This is a genomic window from Devosia sp. J2-20 (assembly GCF_055808475.1).
The window spans coordinates 2192853-2214493 of the sequence record NZ_CM147870.1 but is presented as its reverse complement, the minus strand read 5'-3'; the positions used below and the strand labels follow the sequence as shown (position 1 = coordinate 2214493).

Sequence of the window (21641 nt, the reverse complement as noted above, 5' to 3'; positions counted from 1 at the left end):
GAGCCGGAGTTTGACTAGGCAATTGCCGCATCCTTTTGGGCTGCGACCTGAATAATGGCGTTCAGGCGGGTGAGGTGGGCGCTCAGGAAATCGCGCGTCACCTGATCGGTGACGGTGCCTGCGGCCACGTCGACCTTGCTCCTGGCCCCGGCAACCTGCACTTCGGGTTTGGCCATGATGACCATGTCCTGCGAGTGCAGAACGTGGCGCAGACTTTCATGCACGCGTGCACCGCCCAGAATGCCGGGCGAAACGCTCCAGATTGCCACGGGCATGCCTTCAAGCGGATTGGGCTTGAGGCGGGAGACCCAGTCGATGGCATTCTTCAGGCCACCCGGGATCGACCAGTTATATTCCGGTGTCACGATGAGCAGGGCATCAATGCCTGCCAATGCATCGGCCAGCGCCGAAACGGCGGCTGGCATGCCTTCGTCAAGCACGTCCTGATTGAACAGGGGCAGGGTGCCCGGATTGGGCATCAGCACGACGTCGAGCCCTTCGGGCGCCAGATCAGTCGTCGAACGGGCGACAGCGCGAGATAGCGACGCCTTGCGCAGTGATCCTTCTAATACGCCAAGTGTTGGCATCGGTATTCCTTCAACAATAGTGGGGCGCGCCGCGATCAGGCGGCAGGCTTGGCGTACGGGAAGCTGTGGGCAAGCCAGGGCGCGGGGGCCGGTGTGCCCCACACATTCATCACGCGGACATTTTCCGGGCGCTTGAGCGCGGTAATGATATTGGGCTCGAAATTGTCGTCGTCCGCTACCATGGCCATGCCGCTGGCGAGCTCGACCATCGCGCCGCAGGCGTCGATGTAATAGGCATAGGTATTGTCACCCGGACGGTGACGCCCCGGACCCCAGACGAACTCCTTGCCGACGGTATCCAGACGATCACCCAGACGGCAGTAATCGCCAAATTCAGCCAGTTCGAACGAGTAGTGGTGTACGCCGGTAGGGCCGCGAACAATGCCCAGAATGTGGTGCAGCTGATTGCCGCCGCGCATCCAGCTCAGGCTGTCATCGACCATCTTCTCGGTCAGGCGCAGACCCATGATCTGCTCAAGCTGCGTGCGGGTCTCGGCAGGTTCTGGCGAGGTCAGGTTGATATGGTCAAGCCGCACAGCGCCCACGCCGGCGCTATAGTGGCGGCGATCATAGATCTTGTCGGCAATCGGGGTGTGGATCTCGAAAGTGTGGCCCTGCGGCGTCACGAACACGATGCCCGCAGCACAGCAGTCCAGAGTTGGCTTTTCCGAAATCAGTCGGCAACCGGCATCTGCCACGCGGCTGGCCGCTTCGGCGACTGCAGCGGTCGAGACAGCTTCAAAGCCGATGGAACGGACAGAATTTTCGGCCGCCTTGTGCAGCACCAGTTCGGCCTGTCGGCCATTGGACGACAACCATGTCTGGTTGTCAGTGCAGCGGGTGACGTGCAGGCCGAGGATGTCGGTCGCTTCGCTAACCAGCTCATCCATTACCGTTACGTTCAGCTGGATATGGCCAATTGCATTTACCAGATAGCTCAAAACACCCTCCCGGTGGCGCAAACTCGAATTCTTGAAGCGGTGTAACATACACATTCCACACTCGCAATTATTTTCGAAACTTTGCCCATGATTGAAAGAAGGGCGTCGTTTCGGGCGGCTTTGCGGGCTGCTGGTGTGGCCTGTTTGTGCCCTACGAGACCTCTACAGCCACGCGATTGGCGAGCAGGCCAAGTCCGTCGATCTCGACTTCCACCAGATCGCCGGGGGTAAGGAATTCCTGTGGCGTGCGCGTGGCGCCAAAGCCCTTGCAGGTGCCGGTCACGATGACGTCGCCAGGCTCCAGCGGGGTGAATGTGGAGATGTAGGAAATTAGATAGGGCACGTCGAAGATCATGCGCGATGTGTCTGTGCGCTGCTTTTCCACGCCATTGACGCGGGTCACCAGCGACAGCCCCTCGGGCGGCAGCGACAAGGCGTCGCTGCTTACCATCCATGGCCCGAAGGCGCCCGTGCCGACAAAATTCTTGCCCGGCGTGAACTGGTGGCTGTGGCGCTGCCAGTCGCGCACGCTGCCATCATTGTAGATGGCGTAGCCCGCCACATGAGACTGCGCCTCTTCGCGGGCAATATGGCGTCCGCCCTTGCCGATGATCACCGCCAGTTCGCCCTCATAATCCAGCTTCTGCGAAGACCTCGGCTGGATCAGGGGGGCGCCATGGCCAATCTGGGAAGCGGGCAGCCGCAGGAACAGCACGGGATAATCGGGCTTGTCGTCACGATCCTGACCCGGTTCATAATAGTTAAGCGCCGCCATCACGATCTTTTCGGGATTGGGGATGACCGGCGCTAGTGTCACCGTTTCCAGTGCAACCGCTGCGGGCAGGGCGGCCAGCAATGCGGCATCCGGATACCCAGCAGCAATGTAGCTGCGTAAATCGGGGAACTGCGCGCCCAGATGCTGTCCCAGATCGACAATGCCGGATTCCCCCAGCATGCCCCAGGAGGAGATGCCGTCGTGGACAAAGGAAAGGTAGCGCATTCGAAATCCTCAAATGTTTCGAAAATAAACCTATAATGGAATTAGCGTGAAGTGAAACCCATGTCGATGAGTTTGCTCGGATTTTTCCAGAGCGGCCCGCAAAACCCGTACCCTTCGTGGTTTTCGAAAATCTGATTGACGTTGAAAGTTTCGAAAATATGACTTAGTCAGGTGGACCGTTTGCAGCCAGAGCTAAGGGGAATAGCCCTGACCGAGGATCTCAAAAGAGCCGGACGTCGTGAAACCCAGCGGATCGAGCCATCCGCCGGACGCGATATTGTGGCGCGTTTGCGCGATGACATTGTCAGCAATGTCTTTTTGCCGGATTCAAAGCTCAAATTCGCTGATCTGACCAAGCGCTATGAGGTCGGCATTGGCACCTTGCGCGAGGCACTTTCGCAACTGGTATCGGAGGGTTTCGTTACCGTTGAGGTCGGCAAGGGCTTCAAGGTCGCCCAGGTATCGCGCGAGGAACTCATCGAGGTCACGGACTATTATGTGGATCTCGAAAAGCGGGCTCTGGCCGATTCAATTGCCCATGGTGACGACGTGTGGGAAAGCCAGATCGTGGCGGCCCATCACCGGCTGAGCATCATTGAAAGCCTGCCCTGGCCACAGCGCATGGAGCGACACACCGAATGGGTGCAGCGCCATCGCGAATTCCACGAGTCACTGGTGGCTGCCTGTCAGGGGCGTTGGTTGTTTCGCCTGCGCACCATGATGTTCGATCAGCTTGATCGCTATCGGTTCCTGGCCAAGATGCAGCCCGAAGGCATGGGCAAGACCAAGTTCAAGGAACATGGTCTGATCATGCAGGCGGTCGTTGCGCGCGATGTCGCCAAGGCCACCCAGCTGATTGAGGATCATATCCGCGATACGACCAAGGCTGGCCTGAAAAACCTCTAGTCGAAGCTTACAGGCACGTGAGCCCCCGCATGCAGCGAGGGCTCTTTTTCTGGCGGCAGATTACCAGTCGAACTGCTTGGACAGCGACAACTTGAACGTGCGGCCCGAAGAGCGGTCCGGTGTCTGGTTGTCGCGGTAATCGGCGTTCAGCACATTGTCGATCGAGGCGCGAACCTCCGTGCCGGCCAGCACGCCCGATGTCGGCTTCCACGACGAGAACAGATCAAAGCTCATATAGCCCGGCGTGCTCTTGTCGCTGCCGCTTGCTGGGGTCACACCGGTTTCGGTAGCCGCGGCGAACACCGCTTTGACACCATATTCAAGCCCGAACTCAGGCTCACGGCCGCCGACCGTCACCGCCAGCTTGTGAGCCGGGATCGAGGTGAGGGCATCGCCCGTGGTGTCGTCCGTGCCCACGGTGGCGCTATAGGCCACGCGACCGAACAGACGCTCGGATTCATAGGCGCCTTCAACTTCCACGCCATAGATCGTGGCTTCACCGATATTGCGATAATAGGTGTTGCCCGCAACAGCTGGCGATGACTCGATCATGTCCGTCAGATCGCTGTAAAAGCCCGTGATCTTGACGCTGGCCTGATCCCCATCCTGCACCAGCTCATAGCCCGACAGGGCAAAACCGGCCTCAAACGAGTTCGAGCTTTCCTTTTTCAGGTTCAGGCTCGGGCTCTTGCCCGGCGTGCGGCCCGTGGTGGAATACTGGTAGCGCTCGTCCAGTGTCGGCATGCGCTGGGTATGGGCGACAGAACCAAATACCGAGACATTGTCATTGATATCATAGAGCGCCGCCAGCTTGGGCGAGACCGCGAAATCATTGATGTCGTATTCCCCCTGCGTGGTGCGCTTGGGCGTCTGGAACGCGAAGTCGCCACGCACGCCGGCGATCAAGGTCAGCCGCTCGTCATAGATGGCTTCATCCTGCACAAACAGCCCGAGCCGCTTTTCCTGACCTTCGGGATGGGTGGTGATACCCGCGGTTCCGCCGCCGCGCGTGGAATTGGCGGTCCGCTCCTGAAACGAGCCCTGCACGCCATAGGTCAGGTAGTGCACCCAGGCGCCGGTATCGAATTCCGAGGTGTTCTCGATATTGGCCTGCCAGGTGCGATAGCCGTAATCAGCATCGCCAATAGCGCCCAGAAGGGTTGCTGAATTGCTCTGCGACACGGTCGTGTCCGAGAACGACAGATTGACCTTCAGATCGACCCATGGATTGTCGCTATCGGCGTTCTCGTAGGCCAGCACGGCCGTCTGGTCGAGCACCTTGCGATCGACATTGCCGAACATGGCCGAGGTGCCGGTCTGGGCATAGGCCTGATCTTCGGCATCGCTGTTCCAGCGCTGATAGGACAGGCGCAGTACCTGTTCGTCATTGTCGCCAAAATGCGCGGTCCCCTTGATCAGCCCGGACAGTGACTGGAAGTCTGACCCTGACAGCGCTTCACCATTGGCCAGCGTGATCTCATCGGCGCGCCGCCAATTGCCCGCTGCCAGAACTTCAAACGTGTCACTGATCTGCTGCGCCAGTATGCCTGACACCAGCGTACCATTGCCGTTGGAGCTGTATTGCGTCTTGAGCCGCGCCGCGCCGGTCTTGTCATAGCCGATGAAGTCCGAGGCATCCTTGGTGGTGAAGTTGATCACCCCGCCCAGGGCGCCTGAACCGTACAGCGTTGACGAGGCAGGACCACGCAGTACTTCGACCTGCTTGTACAACTCAGGGTCCGAGAAGAACGAGCCCATACGGTACTGCTCATAGAACTTCTTGGCACCGTCAACATTGACCACGATGCGCGCTTCATCGCCCGAAGTCTCAGCTGTCCCGATGCCACGAATGTTGAACGATTCACCCAGCACGCGCTCGGAGCCGATCAGGGTGACGCCCGGCACGGTGTCGAGCACATCGCCAATGCTGGTAGCCTGGGCGGCGTCGATATCGTCCTGATTGACCACCGTCACAGCCTGCGGCGTGTCGATCGCGATCTTGGGTGCGCCGGCACCGATGACCAGCCGCTCCAGAATTGTGATGTTCGTCGTATTCACGCCGACGGACTGCGCGGCAACTGCCTGCATTCCCACCACGCCCAATGCTGCGCCGCACATCAGTGCAGTCGCCTGTGACCTGACCAGCCCCATTCGTATTCTCCAGAATTCTAGTGTTTTTTGGATTGGCTGGCTGTTGGCTGGCTGCAGGGGAATGTGTCTTTTTTAATATGACTTAAACAATCACCTATTGCCTCCTCTAGATAACATGAGTAGTAGAGTCAACAAATAGTGAGCCCCCGCGACACCCTGTCCCGGACACCGCAGACCCGAGTTGACGAGACATTTGTGACGACAAGAACCGCCCAGCCACTCCATGCCGAACCCGCCGAATCTGAAGGGCAGGGGCACCGCATTTTCACGACCGCCGAGCTGTTTGGCGGCGATGACGAGATCGTCGTGCTGCACAACGGCGCGCCCTATCGCCTGCGGATCACCCGCCAGGACAAACTCATTCTGACCAAATAGGCCATGACAATGACCCAACTGCCTGCCGCCAAATCCCCTGCGCAAATTCGTGAGCTGCGTGCCCGACATCCTGAGATGCGCGAGCGTGATTTCGCCCGCATTCACGCCATTTCCGAGGCCGAACTGGTGGCAGCCCAGGTGGGCACCACTGCCATTCGCCTGCGCCCGGATGTCGATACTTTGCTCAACGGGCTGCAGGCCTGTGGCGAGGTCATGGCCTTGACCCGCAACGAAAGCGCCGTGCACGAAAAGATCGGGCCCGTCGAAAAGGTGGTGATCGGAGCGCGCGCGTCCATGGTTCTTGGTGAGCAGATCGACCTGCGTGTCTTCCCGTCGCGCTGGGCCTTCGGATTTGCGGTCGAAAAGGCAGGCGAGGCGGGCGCAGTGCGGCGCTCACTGCAGTTCTTTGACCCCCAGGGCATGGCCATCCACAAGGTGCATGCGCGCCCCGACACCAATACGGATGCCTGGAACGAACTGATCGACAAGCTGCGCCATGCCGAGCAGGACGATGCGATCTCGCTGGCAGCCCCCCAGACGCCTGAGCCCAAGGGCGAGTCGGGCAGCCTCGCCGAGCTGCGCGAGCGGTGGTCGGCCATGACTGATACCCATCAGTTCTTCGGTCTGCTTCAGGCGCTCAACCTGCCGCGTCTCGATGCGATCGAAATGGTGGGGGAGGACTACGCCTTCCAGCTCGACCATGCCGCTGTGGCATCCATGTTTGACGCTTCGGTCGCTGCAGAATTGCCCATCATGGCTTTTGTCGGCAATCCCGGCTGCATCCAGATCCACTCAGGCCCGGTCAAGACCATCAAGACCATGGGCCCCTGGCTTAACGTGATGGACGACACCTTCCATCTGCACCTGCGCCTCGACCAGATTGCCTCGGTCTGGGCCGTGCGCAAGCCCACCTCGGATGGTCACGTGAGCTCGGTGGAAGTTTATGACGCCGACCGCGAACTCATCATTCAGTTCTTCGGCAAACGCCAGGAGGGCCACGATGAACGGGCTGGCTGGCGCGCCATCGTAGAAGCCCTTCCGCTTTTTGATCAATCCAACGCTGCGTGAGATTTTCATGACCTTGTCTTTCCGCCATACCGGCATCATTGCTGCCACTCTCGCCACGCTCGTGCTGCCCACCGCCGCCCAGGATCTGCACGCGTTTCAAGACAGCTCCCGGCTGGTTTCCATTGGCGGCTCGCTGACCGAAATCATCTACGCGCTGGGTGAAGAGGATCGTCTGGTCGCCCGCGATCAGACCGCGCTATATCCCGCAGCGGCTGCCGCACTCCCCGATGTCGGCTACATGCGACGCCTGGCGCCCGAGGGCGTGCTGTCGGTTGGCCCCACCGCCTTGCTGGTGGTTGAAGGCAGTGGCCCGCCCGAGGCGCTCGAAGTGCTGGTCGATGCCGGGGTTGAATACCAGACAGTGCCAGAGAGCTTCAGCGCCGAGGGCATCCTGACCAAGGTGCGTGCCGTGGGGCAGGCCCTTGATGTTACCGACAAGGCGGAGGCACTCGCCAGCGAACTGGACGCAGCGCTCAAGGCCGTTCAGGCCCGTACCGCCGATCTGACTGACCGCAAGCGCGTGCTGTTCGTGCTCTCGGTCGAAGGGGGCAAGATCCAGGCCTCGGGTACCGATACCGCCGCCAATGGCATTATCGAGCTAGCCGGGGCCCTCAACGCCATCACCGAATATCCCGGCTACAAGGCGCTGACCGAAGAGGCGATCATCGCCGCGGCGCCCGACGTCATCCTGATGATGGAGCGCGGCGAAGACCATAGCGCCATTGATGCCGATCTGTTCGGCAATCCGGCCATCGCCCTGACGCCCGCCGGGCGCGATCATGCCATCATCCGGCTTGAAGGCTCCTATTTGCTGGGCTTTGGTCCCCGCGCGCCGCAGGCCGTTACCGATCTCGTCGACGCGCTCTACGGCGAGTAGCGCAGGTGGCAATAGTGTCTTTTGCGCAGGTTGCTGCGCATGCGCCCGCGGGTGATCGGAGCAGTCTGGGCCGCATCACGGTTCTGGCGCTAATCGGGCTCTTGCTGGTCGCCATGGTCATTTCCATGACCACGGGCGCCTCCGGGGCCTCCACCCTGAACGTCATCGGCGCCTGGCTCGGCCAGGTGCCCGACAGCCAGACCCAGGCCGTGCGCGACTATGCGGTGATCTACAATATCCGCCTGCCGCGCATGCTGCTCGGCATGCTGATCGGCGCCGCACTGGCGGTTTCCGGCCTGCTCATGCAGGGTCTGTTCCGCAACCCGCTCGCCGATCCCGGACTGGTCGGCGTGTCGGCCGGGGCAGGGCTCGGTGCTGTCAGCATCATTGTGCTGGGCACCACCGCCTTGGCGCCGCTGACCGCATTTCTGGGCATCTATACCCTGCAACTGGCGTCATTTGTTGGTGGCCTTGTCACCACCTTCATCCTCTATCGCGTGGCCACGCGAAGCGGGCAGACCGCCATTGCCACCATGCTGCTGGCCGGTATTGCCCTTGGCGCGCTGGCTGGCGCGGTGACGGGGGTGATGGTCTATATCGCCACCGACAGCCAACTGCGCGACCTCACCTTCTGGGGTCTCGGTTCTCTCTCGGGTGCCAACTGGACCAAGATCATGGCCTCTGGCCCGATCATCATTGCCGCGCTCGCGGTTTCTGCTTTCTTGGCCAAGGGCCTCAACGCCCTGACGCTGGGCGAGGCGACAGCGGGCCATCTCGGCATTCCGGTCCAGCGTTTCAAGCGGGTTGTGGTGGTGACGGTTGCCGCCGCCACCGGCGCCTCTGTAGCGGTCAGCGGTGGCATCGGCTTTGTCGGCATCGTCGTGCCGCATCTGCTGCGCCTCGTGATCGGGCCCGACCACCGCTATCTGCTGCCCGCCACCGCGCTGCTGGGTGCTTCGTTCCTGTTGCTGGCCGATGCGGTCAGTCGCGTCATCGTGGCCCCGGCCGAGTTGCCCATCGGCATCGTCACCGCGGCCGTCGGTGGCCCGTTCTTCCTGTGGATCCTGCTGCGCAAACGCGCCGCCTTTGCCTGGTGACATGATGATTTCCGTCAACAAGATTTCTGTCGATATCGGCCCCCGGCGCATCCTCGAGGATGTCAGCTTCACCGCACGGCCCGGCCAGCTCACGGTGGTGATCGGCCCCAATGGCTCGGGCAAATCCACCCTGATCAAGGCGCTGTGCCGCGATCACGCCTATGGTGGCTCGATCACCATCAATGGCCGTGACATGGCCTGCATGTCGCTGGCCACCGCAGCCACCCTGCGCGCGGTGCTGCCGCAATCGAGCAATCTGCCGTTCCCCTTCACCGTGCGCGAAGTGGTCGCCATGGGGCTGACGGCAGGTCGCCCCGGCATCGCCGTGCCCGGCCTGCGCCATCTGCCCGATGATGCCTTGCAGCGCGTTGATCTCGCCGGCTTTGGCGGCCGCTTCTATGGCGAGCTTTCTGGCGGCGAACAGCAGCGCGTGCAACTGGCGCGGGTCATCTGCCAGGTCTGGAAACCCGTGCTCGACGGCGAGCCGCGCTACCTGTTTCTCGATGAGCCGGTCTCGAGCCTGGATATCAAACACCAGCTGATGATCATGGATGTGGCGCGCCAGTTCGCCCATGCCGGCGGCGGCGTAATTGCTATCCTGCACGATCTCAATCTGGCGGCCATGTATGCCGACAAGATCGTGGCGCTGCGTGATGGCCGGGTGGCGGGGCTGGGCGACCCCGCCGAGGTACTGCGTGACGAGCTGATCGCCGCGGTTTTCGATTGTCCCATGCGGGTCGGTGCGCTCCCCCCACACGCTGCCCCCTTCGTTTTGCCGCAGTCCGTGCAGCGCGCGGGCGAGCAGACTCTTTCCAGCAAGGTTGCCTGATGATCCGACTGTTTTACACCTGCCTGATTGGCGCGCTCACCCTCGCACCAGCACACGCGCAGCAAACGCCGCCACCAGCCGCGTTGACGCTCGAACTCAATGCGCTGCAGGCCAGTGACACCGCCTGCCGGGTGAGTTTTCTGGCCACCAATCGTCTGGACGGCACAATTGATCGGGCCGCGGTGGAAGTGGCCTTCTTCACCACTGATGGTGCCATTGACCGTATCGTCACGCTCGACTTCAAGGGCCTGACCCAGGGCAAGACCAAGGTGCTGCAGTTCGAACTGGCGGATCTGCCATGCACCGGGATTGGCCGGCTGCTGATCAACGATATTGCCGCCTGTGAAGGGCAGGCCATTGCTGCCACCGCGTGCCTTGCCGGGCTCGTTACGACCAGCCGGCCCGACATCACCTTTGGCATCTGAGGCAAAACACCATGACTGCTGCCCCCGCCCATGATTTTTCCATGTTCGCCCTGTTCATGCAGGCTGACTGGGTCGTCAAATCGGTGATGATCGGCCTGCTCATTGCCTCGATCTATGTCTGGGCCATCATCGCCAACCGTCTGGCGGCCTACCGTGCCGCCCGGCGCGACATGGCAGCCTTCGATCGGGCATTTGCGGGCGCGCCATCGCTGGCGGCCCTGCGGGCAGACTATGCCGGTGCCGATCCGGCCGGGCTCTCCGCGGTGTTTCTGGCGGCCATGGAGGAATGGGACAAGAGCCACGCCGCTCAGGCGGCCACCACCATGGGGCTGCAAAGTCGCCTCGAAATCGCCCTGGACCTGGCGGTCAGCGAACAGAGCGCCCAGCTCGAAAAGCGCCTTGGCTTCCTTGCCACCATTGGCAGCGCCGGGCCTTTTGTCGGGCTGTTCGGCACGGTCTGGGGCATCATGAATGCTTTCACCGCCATTGCCGCGGCCGAAAACACCAGCCTGGCGGTCGTCGCGCCCGGCATTGCCGAAGCGTTGCTGGCAACGGCGCTGGGGCTGTTGGCGGCTATCCCCGCCGTTGTCGCCTACAACAAGCTCAGCGCCGATTCCGGTAAGTTGATTGCCCGGCTAGAAGGCTTTGCGGATCGTCTTGTCGCGCTGATGTCGCGGCAGCTGGACGCCGGAAAGGCGCTCTGATGGGCATGGCACTGGGCAGCAAGGCCAGGCGCAGTCGGGGCCGGGCACCGATCAGCGACATCAACATCACCCCCATGGTCGATGTGATGCTGGTACTGCTGATTGTCTTTATGGTCGCCGCGCCCCTGATGACCACCGGCGTGCCAATTGATTTGCCGCAGAGCAAGGCGCAGGCCATGCCCTTGCAGTCAAAGCCCATCACCATCACCGTCGAGTCCGCCGGCGCACTGTCCATCGACGGTGAGCCCGTTACGTTCGATGCGCTGGTCACCACCATTGCCGGGCTCGCTGGAGACGGCACCGATGAACGGCTCTATGTGCGCGGCGACACCAACACGGCCTATGGCACCATCATTGAAGTGATGGGCGAACTGGCCGGTGCCGGCTACGCCCGCATCGGTCTGGTAACAGCACCCCAGAGGACGCCCTAGACCATGCGCTATGCCCTGTCTGGCTCAGCGCTGGTGCATGTCGGTATCTTCGGCGTCGCGCTGATAGGCTTTACCTGGCCACAACCAGATGATGCGCCAGCCCCCGGTGCGGTCACCATCGATATCGTGACCACGGCGACGGTCTCGACCAATCAAAACGCCACCATCGAGAGCACGGCCAGCAAGAATCTGGTGTCCTCGGGCACCCAGGCGGTGCAGAGCGCCGCTATCGAGCCCATTCCAACTCAGAGCCTGCAGCCGAACCAGCCGGCTCCACAGCCCCAGGCCACCGAACCATTGCCCCCGGTCACCCCTGTCCCCGCCGCGACCGTTCTGGCCACGGCTTCAGCCTTGATCGAAACCCTCGACGTGGTCCCTTTGGTTTCCAGTGCGGTGGCCAGCGAGCCGGTCACGCCTGCGCTCATGCCGGTGAGCGCAACGCTTGAGCCGGTCTCAACGGCTGACCTCAACGCCGCGCCCGTGCCCCACACGCTCAGCTTTGAGCGGCCGTCCGAACCCACACAGCGCCCCCGCCAACAGCCCAAACCACAGGCCGTGGCGGCCCGGAGCGCCGGCAATGGTGGCTCCAACAGTGCCGATACCGCCGCGGGTAAGGCCAGCGCCGGTCAGCAAGGTGGCACAGGCGGTGGGGGCAGCGCCGATATCGCCCCCTGGGAGCGTCAGGTCCGGCGGGCTCTGGCCAATGCCCAGCGCTATCCACGCAGCGCCAAGGGTGCCACCGGTGATGTCATGGTCCGCTTCAATGTCTCCGCTTCAGGTGCGCTCTCATCACTGCGTATCACCGCTTCCTCGGGCAATGCGGCGCTAGATCAGGCCGCGCTCGACGCAGTGACCCGCGCTGCGCCGTTCCCACCGCTGCCGCAGGGGCTCGGCGTCTCTCACCAGACGGTGCAGATACCCCTCGCTTTCAGGCGCAACTAGGGACAACTCAATGCTCCAGGACACGCCGTTCGCGCGAAATAACTGCTTAGTGCACATGTCCTGCAAAAAACGGGCTTGCCTCAAAACGCCACCTTCTCTATGTCTCCGCGCAGTCGGGGCGTAGCGCAGCCTGGTAGCGCATTTGTCTGGGGGACAAAGGGTCGTGGGTTCGAATCCCGCCGCTCCGACCATCACACTCTTTACGGCCGGTTTTATACCGCGCCCAGCTCGATCACGAAGGCTGGACCGTCGGAGTTTGCCTGATGCCTTTGACATCCCAGGATATTGAACCAGCGCTGCAGCTTTGGCCGGCCCTGAGCGGGGCGCGCACCGAGCTGGTCAATTACTCGGAGAACCACACCTTCAAGATCGACACGCTCGACAATCGCTGCTTCAGCCTGCGCATTCATCGCACCGGCTACCAGTCGGTACAGTCGATCGAAAGCGAGCTGGCCTGGCTTCAGGCGTTGCGTCGCGATACCGATCTCCCCGTGCCCGAACCGGTTCCCAGCTCGGCTGGCAAGCTGCTGGAAAACTTTACTGGCCGCGACGGGACACAGCGCATGGCTGTGCTGTTCCGCCATATTCCCGGCATTGAGCCAACACCCGAGAGTAATCTTGGCGAATTGTTTGGTACGCTGGGAACTTATGCGGCGACCTTACATCAACACGTGACCCAGTGGGACCGCCCGGCCAGCTTTGAGCGCCAGAGTTGGCGGGCGGGCTCAATTCTCGATGTCGAAGGCACCTGGGGTGACTGGCGGGCCGCGCCCGGCATCAATGCCAGCAATCGCGCCGTACTGGACAGTCTGGACGCCGCGCTCTGGCAGCGTCTGGGCGATTATGGCATTGGTGCCGATCGTTACGGGTTGATCCATGCCGATATGCGGCTGGGCAATGTGCTGGTGGATGGCGACCACGTCGCGCTGATCGATTTCGACGATTGCGGTTTCTGCTGGTTCACCTACGATTTTGCCGCAGCCATCTCGTTTCATGAGACCAACCCGGCCATTCCCGCCCTAAAGGCCGCTTGGCTGGAACGCTATCAGGCCGTTCGGCCACTCTCGGCCGAAGACATTGCCTCGATCGATTCCATGATCATGCTGCGGCGTATGGCGCTGCTCGCCTGGATCGGCTCACACGCCGAGACCAAGCTGGCTCAGTTGCATATGCCCGGCTTTGCCGACGGCACCGCCGAATTGGCAGAACGCTATCTGCGCGGCGCCATCTGGCCGCAATAACCTGCAGCCAACCCGTCAGTCTCAGGCGCGAACCTGCTGTTCGCGCAGGATGATGAACAGGCTGCTGCCGATAATGATCGCCGCGCCCAGATAGGCTGTCTCGGGGGGAACCTCGTCCCAGATCAACCAGCCCAGCAAGGTCGCCCAGAGCAGGGATGTATAGTCGAACGGCGCAACCACCGCCGCTGGCGCAAAGCGAAACGCCTGTGTCATCATGGTGATCCCGGCCGTGCCGAACACCGCAATGCCGATAAACAGCCAGATATGCTCGGCCATGGGTGTCACCCAGAAGAACGGCGTGATCAATGCGCTGAGCAGGGCGCCAGCGCCAACCAGGTACAGCATCAGCGTCCACATGCTCTCGCGCGGGTCCACCCAGCGCGAACTGATCATCAACAGCGCGTAGAACAGCGCCGTGGCTAGCGGAAACAGCGAAGCAGCCTGAAAGGTCTCAGGGCCGGGGCGCACCACCACCAGTACGCCAACGAACCCCACCAGCACCGCCGGCCAGCGTCGCCAACCTACCTGTTCCTTGAGCACCAGCGCCGATAGCGCGGTGATGAAGGCGGGGGCGGTGAACACCAAAATGGTCGCTTCGGCCAGCTCCAGATAGCGCAGGCCGGAGAAGAACAGCACCGCCGCACACAACCAGACGATCCCCCGTAGCAGATGCGCTGCGGGACGATGGGAGCGCAGGGCCTGGGCCCCACCCATCTTGAAGGCGATCAGCGCCGCAATCGGCAGGGCGATCAGATTGCGCAGGAACAGGATCTGGACGGGCGAGTAAAACTGCGTCAGCGTCTTGGCGATGGCGTCATTCACGCACAGGCACGCCACCCCGACACACATCAAGGCTATGCCCACGCTCGCTTGCGAGCGTACGCCAGTTGTCGTCGCTGTCATGCAGCCTCCTCGCGGCCGCACGCGCGACCGATTCCCGATCTCAACCTATCATGCGGAGGCGCCAAGTCAGGCCTAGATCAGCATTCTCTCGCGCGCCACGCTGCCCCGTGGGTCGTTCTTGATCGCGCTGGAAATGCCCCAGATCAGCCCGGCGATCAGATACCAGTGGCGCCAGTGATCGCTGTCGATAATCGCCGACTCTGCGACCAGCATGGTGAATGTTCCCATCAGCGGGATCATCACCAGCCGATAGGGGAGGGGCGTGCCAGAGCGGCTGTGCCGCGCCACAATGTCAGAATGATCAGCAGGTAATACATCGCGCCGCCGCCCCAGCCATATACGTGCAGCACCGACACATAGACATTGTGCGGTTCTTCACGGATACGCAGATTGGCGAACTCGTGCGGCCCCAGCCCCAGCGGATTGTCCAGCGCCAGCTCGAACGCATAGGCCTGTCGGCCAAAGCGCCCCGTTGCGCCGGAATCATAGTTCTGTCCTGCCGCCCGGACTTCGAACAGCGACTGCACCGAGGGAATGCTGAGCAGCCCGGCCAGCGCCACCACCAGCATCGCTGCGCCCAGCAGCGACATGATCATGATGCGCACCTTGTCGCGTGCCGCCGCTTCAAGCACGAAGCACAGTCCCAGCACGATGATCGATGAAAACGCAAAATGCCCCCAGGCCGCGCGCGAGAAGCTCACGAACACGCCGACGAACAGCACCATGTAGATCGCCCCCGCCCAGAACTGCATGCGACCACGCCCCAGCAGCACACGCTGCAGCGCATACATGGCCGGCAGGATCAGGAAGGGGCCATAAACATTAGGGTCGTTGAAAGTCGCCTTGGCGCGACCATAACGCAGAAAGATATCAGCGCCCGGTATCAGCCCCAGATAGGCCAGCGTGCCCACGATCGCGCAGATCACCGCTGCCGCCGTATAGGCGCGCATCACGATGCGCATGCGGCGCTCGGTGTCTCCGGCGACATAATTGGCGATGAAATAGCTGGTCAGCAGCAGGAAGATGGTGACGATCGAAAAGATCAGCGCGTCGCTGATCGGGGTGAAGCGCACTTGAAAACACGCCACCAGCGCGAATGGCGTAAAGGCCACCAGCAGCGCCAGCAGTCCAAAGGTTGAGCGGTAGATCCCCATGCCCGCCACAAAGGCCAGCGGTAGCACGACCAGAAACGTCAGCTCGTAAGGCGAGGGCTCAAACAGCACCAGCCCGCCGGTGAAGATCCAGATCCCCACCATCATGTCGAGCAGGCTCATGGCGCGGCCACGAACAAACGCCAGTCCCGCCCCGGCGAAGCCGGTCACCCCAGCGCCATCCATGGTGCCGCTCTGGGTCAATAGGCATTCTCGTTCTTGGAGACCAGCGACACCGGCGTCATCAGCACGATGTAGAGATCAAACAGGATCGACCAGTGCTCGATATAATACAGGTCGTGGTTCACGCGCTGCATGATCTTGTCGATGGTGTCGGTTTCCCCGCGCCAGCCATTGATCTGCGCCCAGCCGGTCATGCCGGGCTTAACGCGATGGCGGGCGAAATAGCCCTCCACAGCCTCGTAATATAGCTGATTGTCGGCCTTGGCCTGCAGCGCATGCGGGCGCGGGCCAACGATGGACAACTCGCCCTTGAGCACGTTGAACAGCTGCGGCAGCTCGTCGATCGAGGTCTTGCGGATGAACTTGCCGACCCGGGTGACGCGCGCGTCATTGCGGGTCACCTGCTGGGACGCGGTCAGATCAGCCATGTCATCGCGCATCGAGCGGAACTTGTAGATGCTGATCAGCTCATTGTTGAAGCCGTGTCGCTTCTGCCGGAAGAACACCGGCCCCTTGCTCTCGAGCTTGATCGCGATGGCTGTGACGATCATGACCGGCGACAGCAGCGCCAGCGCGGTGATCGCCACCAGCTTGTCGAACACCCATTTGAACACCAGGTTCCAGTCCGAAATCGGCCGGTCGGCCATGTCGAACACGGCGATGTCGCCAACATAGGAATAGGCCTTGTTGGTGAATTTGAGCTTGCTCATATGTGCCGATAGCCGAATGTCGACCGGCAGCACCCAGAGCTGGGTCAGCATGTCGAGCACGCGCTTTTCGGCCGATAACGGCATCGATACGATCACCAGATCAACCGAGGTGCGACGGGCAAATTCGATCAGGTCGACCACCTTGCCCAGCTTGGGCACGCCCGCCACGCTCTCGGGCGAACGATTGTCGATGCGGTCATCGAACAGGCCCAGCAGCGAAATGTCGTTGCTGGCACTGGCACGCACCTGGTCGATCAGCGTTTCGGCATCGCTGCCGCCGCCAACAATAACCGTACGCCGCCGCAGTCGGCCCTGCTGGGTCCAGCGCATCACCATGGCGCGCAGTCCCATGCGATAGCCAATCAGCAGAACGGCGCCACCGACAAACCAGCCCGCCAGCCAGACCCGCGAAAACAGGTCACTTGCCTTGAAAAAGAAGATGCCCACGGCCAGCACCACCATCACCAGGGTCCATCCGCCCAGCACGCGGCTGAGCTGGTTGAAAATGGTGCGATAGGCCGTGATGCGATGGGCGCGCGCCGCGTTGAACAGCACATTGGCCAACAGACATGACGCCAGGATCACCGGGACATAAAATGTCGGCTGGCCCAGTTCCACGTAGAACGCGTAGATCCCATAGCCCAGCGTGGCCAGCAGCAGCGCTTCCACCACCTGGGCCACACCCACCACCACGGCGCCGGATATGATCCGTTCGGCCGGTGCGGCAATGATGGCTTCCGCCTGTGGCGAGAGTTCACGATCGGCATTGCCTGCCGCTTTTTGCTTATTTGCATGTTCAAGCAGAGCCTGCTTGGGGTCGACACGATACATGGGAACGCTACCAGTATGGGAATCTGGCGGCATTCTGTGCGCAAGGCGTTTAAAGTCAGTGAAGCTAAGCGCTTAAGCTGGGGCGGTCAGTTCCGCGTAAAGCGCCTCGATATCCCCAGCCATGCGCGCCAGCGAGAAGCGCTCGGCAATATACGCGGCGCGTTGCACCGCTTCCTGCCTTGTCGCCTCAGGGGCGTCCAGCGCGGCCTGCATTGCGCCTTGCAGCGCCACGGCATCATTGGCCGCAATCAGGCTTGATGACGTGGGGCCGTAGATTTCGGGAATGCCGCCAACCCGTGTCGCGATCACCGGTAATTGCGCCGCCGCCGCTTCCAGCACGATATAGGGCAGGGACTCGGCCAGCGATGGCACCACGGCAATCCGCCCGCGGGCAAAGCTGGGCCGGGCAGGCTGCGCCCCGATCAGGCTGACGCGTGCCTCAAGGCCAAGCTGGTTGATCTGGGCGACAAGCGCATCGCGGCTGCTGCCATCACCGGCGATCACCAGAGTTGCCGGTGACCCGTCGGCCCGCCTTACGCCCGCTAGCGCCTCGATCAGAACGTGAATGCCCTTGAGGTCGCGCAATTCGCCAACGAACACGAAGTCGGCGGCGTCGGCATTGGCTGGTACCGGCACGAATTCATCAGCGGCCAACCCGTTATGGATCACCCGTGAAGGGCAGGTGGGCGCACCGATCAGCCCGCCATAGGTCGCCTGCGCATAGGCACTTTCAAATACGATTGCCCCGGTCTGGCCCATCAGCCAGCGCTCGAGCATGTGGAACACCCGGCCTGATGCCGAGGACTTGTCAAAGTGAAGTACGCCGCCATGCGGGGTATAGACGGCCACAGCCTTGCTCCCGCCCAGACGGGCCAGCCGGGCATAAAAGCCACCTTTGGCGCCATGGCCGTGCAGCACGTTGATGTCGAGTGATTTGGCCAGTTTACGCACCGCCAGCGGCGTGATCAGATCGCCCCGACCCAGCACGCGCGGCATATCAAAGCGATGGATGCCCAGCGCCACATGCGGCGCCAGTTCAGTCAGCCGGCTTTCGGTCTGCGCGTCATTGGCCAGACTGTCGACCACCAGGCCAACACTGTGCCCATGGCCACTCAGTTCTCGGGTGAGGTCGGCGACGTGGCGAAACAAGCCGCCCACTGGCGCCCGCATCACCTGCAGAATGCGCAGCTTTCCAGCAGTCATTGGCATGCCCGTCAGAACCAGCGTTCTGTAATCACGATGGTGTCGCCGGGATAGATCGGGAAATCTAGGCTGACCGTACCCTTGACCATCTCGCCGCCCTGGCGGCGATACACCACGGCATTGCTGCGATTGGCGGTGTCTGTGAAACCGCCCGCTGTGCTGATCGCGGCGCGCACTGTCATGCCATAGACATAGGGGAACTGACCGGCAGCGCCGATTTCGCCTTGAATAAAGAACGGTCGGTATTCGGCGACTTCCACGGCTACGTCCGGGTTGCGCATATAGCCATTGGCCAATGCCGAAGCGATGCTGGCTGCTGCCATTTTGGTGGTGGTGCCGCGCACCTGAACCGGGCCAACCAGCGGGAACGCCACCGCGCCACTGTCGTCGACCTTGTAGGAGCCGGTGAGTTCGGCGTCGCCATAGACCGTGACCCTGACCGTGTCGCCGGTGTCGAGGTCATACGGGCCTCGGGTTTCCACCAGATAGGTTGCCGGGCGCGTCGTTGCGCATGCCGCCAGCGGCAGCATCAGAACAATGGTGAGCAGGGGTAACCAACGCATAACAATCCCGCGCGTTTTGAGATGCCTGCAGTCTGGCTTGCCATGGTTAATAAAGCCCTTCGCTGCGCGTGCATTTCGCGAAGTGCGAGTTGTTTAACCAAATGCTTACCACGCGGTGACATTAAATCAGGACATAGAACGAGGAACTTCCATGACCTATGAGTCACCAGCCGTGCGCGACGCGCGGATCGACGTTGCCGCAGTGCTTGGTGCTGTTGTGCGGCGTCTGCCGCGCATCATTCTGGTCACTCTGGTTCTTCTGGCAGTCACCTTCGCTGTGCTGTTGTTCGTGCCGCGTCTTTATGAGTCCTCTGCATCCATTCTGGTTGAAGCGCGCAGCAACGTGTATTCGCTTGCGTCCAACGAGGTGGCGCCTGTTTCCTCCGGCACCGATGCCGGGGTGGTATCCAGTCAGATCGAACTGATCCAGTCGCGCGACACGCTGCTCAAGGTGATCGACGAATTGGATCTCCGCTCGGTGCCCGAGTTCAATGGTTCCACCAATAGCGGGCTGTCGCCCATCAGCATCATCACCCAGCTCCTGGGTCGCAAGGCGACCCCGGTGAGCATTGATGAGACGGTGCTGAAAAATCTCAACAAGGCCCTGACCGTTGTTCAGGAGCGCGATTCCCGTCTGATCTCGGTGCTGGTGCGTTCGACCGATCCACAGCGCGCTGCCGATATCGCCAACGCCGTCGCCAATGCCCATGTCGCCCGTCGTGCCCAGCTCTCCCTGTCGGATACGGCCGAGGCCACCAGCTGGCTGCGCGCCGAGATCGAGCGTCTGCGCGGGGTAGTCAAAGAGGCCGAAACGGCTGTCGCCAGTTTCAAGGTCGACAATGATCTCTTCACTGGCAGCAATAATACCAGCCTGCTCGATCAGCAGCTCTCGGCTGTCGCCACCCAGATCAATGCCGCCCAGGAGCGCAAGAACACCGCTCTGTCGCGTGCTCAGATGATCCGCGGCATGCTTGAGCGCGGCCAGTCCATTGAGGGCGTGACCGATGTCCGCGATCCCGTGGTTATCCAGCGCCTGAGCGAAGATAAGGCCACCCTGCAGGCCGAGAAGGCCCAGCGTTCGGCAACCCTGCTGTCCAGTCACCCCACCATTCGGGCGCTGACCGCACAGATCAACGAGCTCGACAATCAGATCGCTCTGGAAGGCCGGCGCGTCGCCAATGCACTCGAAGCCGAAGCCCAGATCGAAGCGGATCTGGAAACCTCCCTCAAGGCTGACTTGACGAGCGCCAAGGTCTCCGCATCCACCGCGACGCAGGATACTGTGACCCTTGATGGGCTGCAGCGCGAGGCCAAGGCGCAGCGCGATCTGCTCGAAGGCTACCTGCAGCGCTATAACGAGGCATTCTCGCGCACCGAGACCAGTTCGGCATTGCCTGATGTGCGCGTCGTCAGTCTTGCTGCGCCATCGGTATCGCCTGCTTCGCCAAAGACTGCCCTGATCCTGATGGCGGTTGGCATTGTCGCCCTTGCTACCCAGATCGGCCTGATCGTTTTCACCGAACTGATGTCGGGGCGTGCAATCATTGAGGGCAGTGCGCCGGTTCGGGCGCAGGATGAACTCGACGAAGTGCCGTTCTCCGAAGCCGAGCTTGAGCCCGATCAGCAATTTGAGGTCCCGGCTGGGGATCAGTTTGATGATGCGGTTACTGACGAAGCCGCCGAGCCCGTCTTCGATCAGGAGGTTGTGGCTCATGCCGATGCTGTTGAGACCGTTGGGCCATTGGCTGCAATGGAGCCGGTTGCCACTGATGAATTCGGCGAGACAGCAGATTTGGTCGAGCCCGTCTGGCAGCAGCCTGTCTGGGATGAACCGGCGGCCGTCAACAAGCCTGCTTCAAGCCATGAAGACCTGATCCGTGCGCTGGCCGCTGAAGATGTTGTCGAAGTCGCACCGGCCAAGCCTGTTGTTGACGCCATGCCAGCAACGGCAGCTACCACTGCGCCCCCAGCCGATGAGGCCATTCCGGGCTTGATCAGCATGAGTGAGCTGACCGGCGATCTGGTGCTGGGCCGCTCCCATCTGGTGCTGCTGGCCGCGCATCGCTCGCACGGTGAATGTGAAGCCGTGGCCGAAGAGATTGTTGCTGATGCCCTGGCGCGGGGCCTGAGTGTGGCCCTGGTCGATGCCGGCAGTACCCGCATCGGCGATGACGTGGGACTGACGGATTTGAGCATGGATGCCGCCAGCTTCGGTGAAGTCGTGCACAAGTCTGCCGACAACAGCTTCGCCGAAATCCCTTGGGGTACAGGCCGCTCAATCGCGCGCAAATCCAGCAAGCCCGCAACGCTGATCGAGGCCTTGGGCGACATTTATGAGGTCGTGGTGCTGCTCACAGGACGGGTTGGCATGAACTCAACCCTGCCCATGTTTGCCGGGCTCAACGGTCGCGTGGTGCTGGTGGCAGATGCCAAGGACGACAGCACTGCCGTCGCCGATACGCGCACGCAACTGATCGAAGCAGGATCTCGACACCGTTGAAGTTGCACAGGGGGCGACCCGCG

The 21641-nt window shown here is 61.8% G+C and carries 22 protein-coding genes and 1 tRNA gene; 13 read left to right on the top strand and 10 right to left on the bottom strand.

Annotated features, from left to right (window positions below; all coding sequences use genetic code 11):
• Positions 1-14 precede the first annotated feature (14 nt).
• The 3 genes from AC0L37_RS10865 to AC0L37_RS10855 form a co-directional block, all read right to left on the bottom strand.
• On the bottom strand, positions 15-587 hold the full coding sequence (locus AC0L37_RS10865) for an NADPH-dependent FMN reductase (protein ID WP_282221139.1): 573 nt from the start codon (positions 585-587) through the stop codon (positions 15-17).
• A 35-nt stretch (positions 588-622) separates the two neighbouring features.
• Complete coding sequence (locus tag AC0L37_RS10860) at positions 623-1528, bottom strand: VOC family protein (RefSeq protein ID WP_282221140.1); 906 nt, start codon at positions 1526-1528, stop codon at positions 623-625.
• A gap of 151 nt (positions 1529-1679) precedes the next feature.
• Positions 1680-2528, bottom strand: a complete 849-nt coding sequence (locus AC0L37_RS10855; RefSeq protein ID WP_282221141.1) for a fumarylacetoacetate hydrolase family protein — start codon at positions 2526-2528, stop codon at positions 1680-1682.
• A gap of 171 nt (positions 2529-2699) precedes the next feature.
• Between AC0L37_RS10855 and AC0L37_RS10850 the strand changes: the two genes are divergently transcribed.
• Positions 2700-3434: a GntR family transcriptional regulator gene (locus tag AC0L37_RS10850; RefSeq protein WP_269369706.1), complete on the top strand. Its 735-nt coding sequence runs from the start codon at positions 2700-2702 to the stop codon at positions 3432-3434.
• Between the two features lie 60 nt (positions 3435-3494).
• Here AC0L37_RS10850 and AC0L37_RS10845 read toward each other — a convergent pair whose 3' ends face one another.
• Positions 3495-5585: a TonB-dependent receptor domain-containing protein gene (locus AC0L37_RS10845; protein ID WP_282221142.1), complete on the bottom strand. Its 2091-nt coding sequence runs from the start codon at positions 5583-5585 to the stop codon at positions 3495-3497.
• A gap of 195 nt (positions 5586-5780) precedes the next feature.
• Between AC0L37_RS10845 and hemP the strand changes: the two genes are divergently transcribed.
• The 11 genes from hemP (at position 5781) to AC0L37_RS10790 (ending at position 13574) form a co-directional block, all read left to right on the top strand.
• A complete protein-coding gene (gene hemP / locus AC0L37_RS10840; protein ID WP_269369709.1) occupies positions 5781-5960 on the top strand; it encodes a hemin uptake protein HemP in 180 nt (59 codons plus the stop codon).
• 3 nt (positions 5961-5963) lie between these two features.
• Positions 5964-7028 (top strand): hemin-degrading factor, encoded by a 1065-nt coding sequence (locus AC0L37_RS10835; protein WP_282221143.1) that lies wholly within the window; start codon positions 5964-5966, stop codon positions 7026-7028.
• Between the two features lie 7 nt (positions 7029-7035).
• A complete protein-coding gene (locus AC0L37_RS10830; protein ID WP_212658330.1) occupies positions 7036-7905 on the top strand; it encodes a heme/hemin ABC transporter substrate-binding protein in 870 nt (289 codons plus the stop codon).
• A gap of 5 nt (positions 7906-7910) precedes the next feature.
• On the top strand, positions 7911-9002 hold the full coding sequence (locus AC0L37_RS10825; protein WP_473312837.1) for a FecCD family ABC transporter permease: 1092 nt from the start codon (positions 7911-7913) through the stop codon (positions 9000-9002).
• A gap of 4 nt (positions 9003-9006) precedes the next feature.
• Positions 9007-9831 (top strand): heme ABC transporter ATP-binding protein, encoded by an 825-nt coding sequence (locus AC0L37_RS10820; RefSeq protein WP_473315402.1) that lies wholly within the window; start codon positions 9007-9009, stop codon positions 9829-9831.
• Positions 9831-10256: a hypothetical protein gene (locus tag AC0L37_RS10815; protein WP_282221144.1), complete on the top strand. Its 426-nt coding sequence runs from the start codon at positions 9831-9833 to the stop codon at positions 10254-10256. The genes AC0L37_RS10820 and AC0L37_RS10815 overlap by 1 nt, the downstream gene beginning before the upstream one ends.
• Before the next feature lie 11 nt (positions 10257-10267).
• Entirely contained in the window at positions 10268-10960 is a 693-nt protein-coding gene (tolQ, locus tag AC0L37_RS10810) for a protein TolQ (protein ID WP_212658328.1), read from the top strand.
• Positions 10960-11391, top strand: a complete 432-nt coding sequence (locus AC0L37_RS10805; protein WP_282221145.1) for an ExbD/TolR family protein — start codon at positions 10960-10962, stop codon at positions 11389-11391. The genes tolQ and AC0L37_RS10805 overlap by 1 nt, the downstream gene beginning before the upstream one ends.
• Positions 11392-11394: 3 nt before the next feature.
• Complete coding sequence (locus AC0L37_RS10800) at positions 11395-12333, top strand: energy transducer TonB family protein (RefSeq protein WP_282221146.1); 939 nt, start codon at positions 11395-11397, stop codon at positions 12331-12333.
• A 114-nt stretch (positions 12334-12447) separates the two neighbouring features.
• Positions 12448-12524 (top strand) — tRNA-Pro (locus tag AC0L37_RS10795).
• 72 nt (positions 12525-12596) lie between these two features.
• Entirely contained in the window at positions 12597-13574 is a 978-nt protein-coding gene (locus tag AC0L37_RS10790) for a phosphotransferase enzyme family protein (RefSeq protein WP_212658325.1), read from the top strand.
• Between the two features lie 21 nt (positions 13575-13595).
• Here the strand turns inward: AC0L37_RS10790 and AC0L37_RS10785 are convergent, their stop codons facing one another.
• The 6 genes from AC0L37_RS10785 to AC0L37_RS10760 all read right to left on the bottom strand — a co-directional run bounded on the left by AC0L37_RS10785 (position 13596) and on the right by AC0L37_RS10760 (position 19118).
• On the bottom strand, positions 13596-14477 hold the full coding sequence (locus AC0L37_RS10785) for a DMT family transporter (RefSeq protein WP_282221147.1): 882 nt from the start codon (positions 14475-14477) through the stop codon (positions 13596-13598).
• Positions 14478-14549: 72 nt separating this feature from the next.
• Positions 14550-14690, bottom strand: a complete 141-nt coding sequence (locus AC0L37_RS10780) for a hypothetical protein (protein WP_282221148.1) — start codon at positions 14688-14690, stop codon at positions 14550-14552.
• A 26-nt stretch (positions 14691-14716) separates the two neighbouring features.
• Complete coding sequence (locus AC0L37_RS10775) at positions 14717-15832, bottom strand: O-antigen ligase family protein (protein ID WP_282221149.1); 1116 nt, start codon at positions 15830-15832, stop codon at positions 14717-14719.
• Positions 15829-17352, bottom strand: a complete 1524-nt coding sequence (locus tag AC0L37_RS10770; protein WP_282221150.1) for an undecaprenyl-phosphate glucose phosphotransferase — start codon at positions 17350-17352, stop codon at positions 15829-15831. The genes AC0L37_RS10775 and AC0L37_RS10770 overlap by 4 nt, the downstream gene beginning before the upstream one ends.
• Positions 17353-17424: 72 nt before the next feature.
• Positions 17425-18555 carry a glycosyltransferase family 4 protein gene (locus AC0L37_RS10765; protein WP_282221151.1) on the bottom strand — a complete coding sequence of 377 codons (1131 nt, stop codon included), beginning with the start codon at positions 18553-18555 and terminating at the stop codon, positions 17425-17427.
• Between the two features lie 11 nt (positions 18556-18566).
• Positions 18567-19118: a polysaccharide biosynthesis/export family protein gene (locus AC0L37_RS10760; RefSeq protein ID WP_212658320.1), complete on the bottom strand. Its 552-nt coding sequence runs from the start codon at positions 19116-19118 to the stop codon at positions 18567-18569.
• Positions 19119-19269: 151 nt separating this feature from the next.
• Here AC0L37_RS10760 and AC0L37_RS10755 point away from each other — a divergent pair, with 151 nt between their 5' ends.
• Entirely contained in the window at positions 19270-21618 is a 2349-nt protein-coding gene (locus AC0L37_RS10755; protein WP_282221152.1) for a GumC family protein, read from the top strand.
• Positions 21619-21641 lie beyond the last annotated feature (23 nt).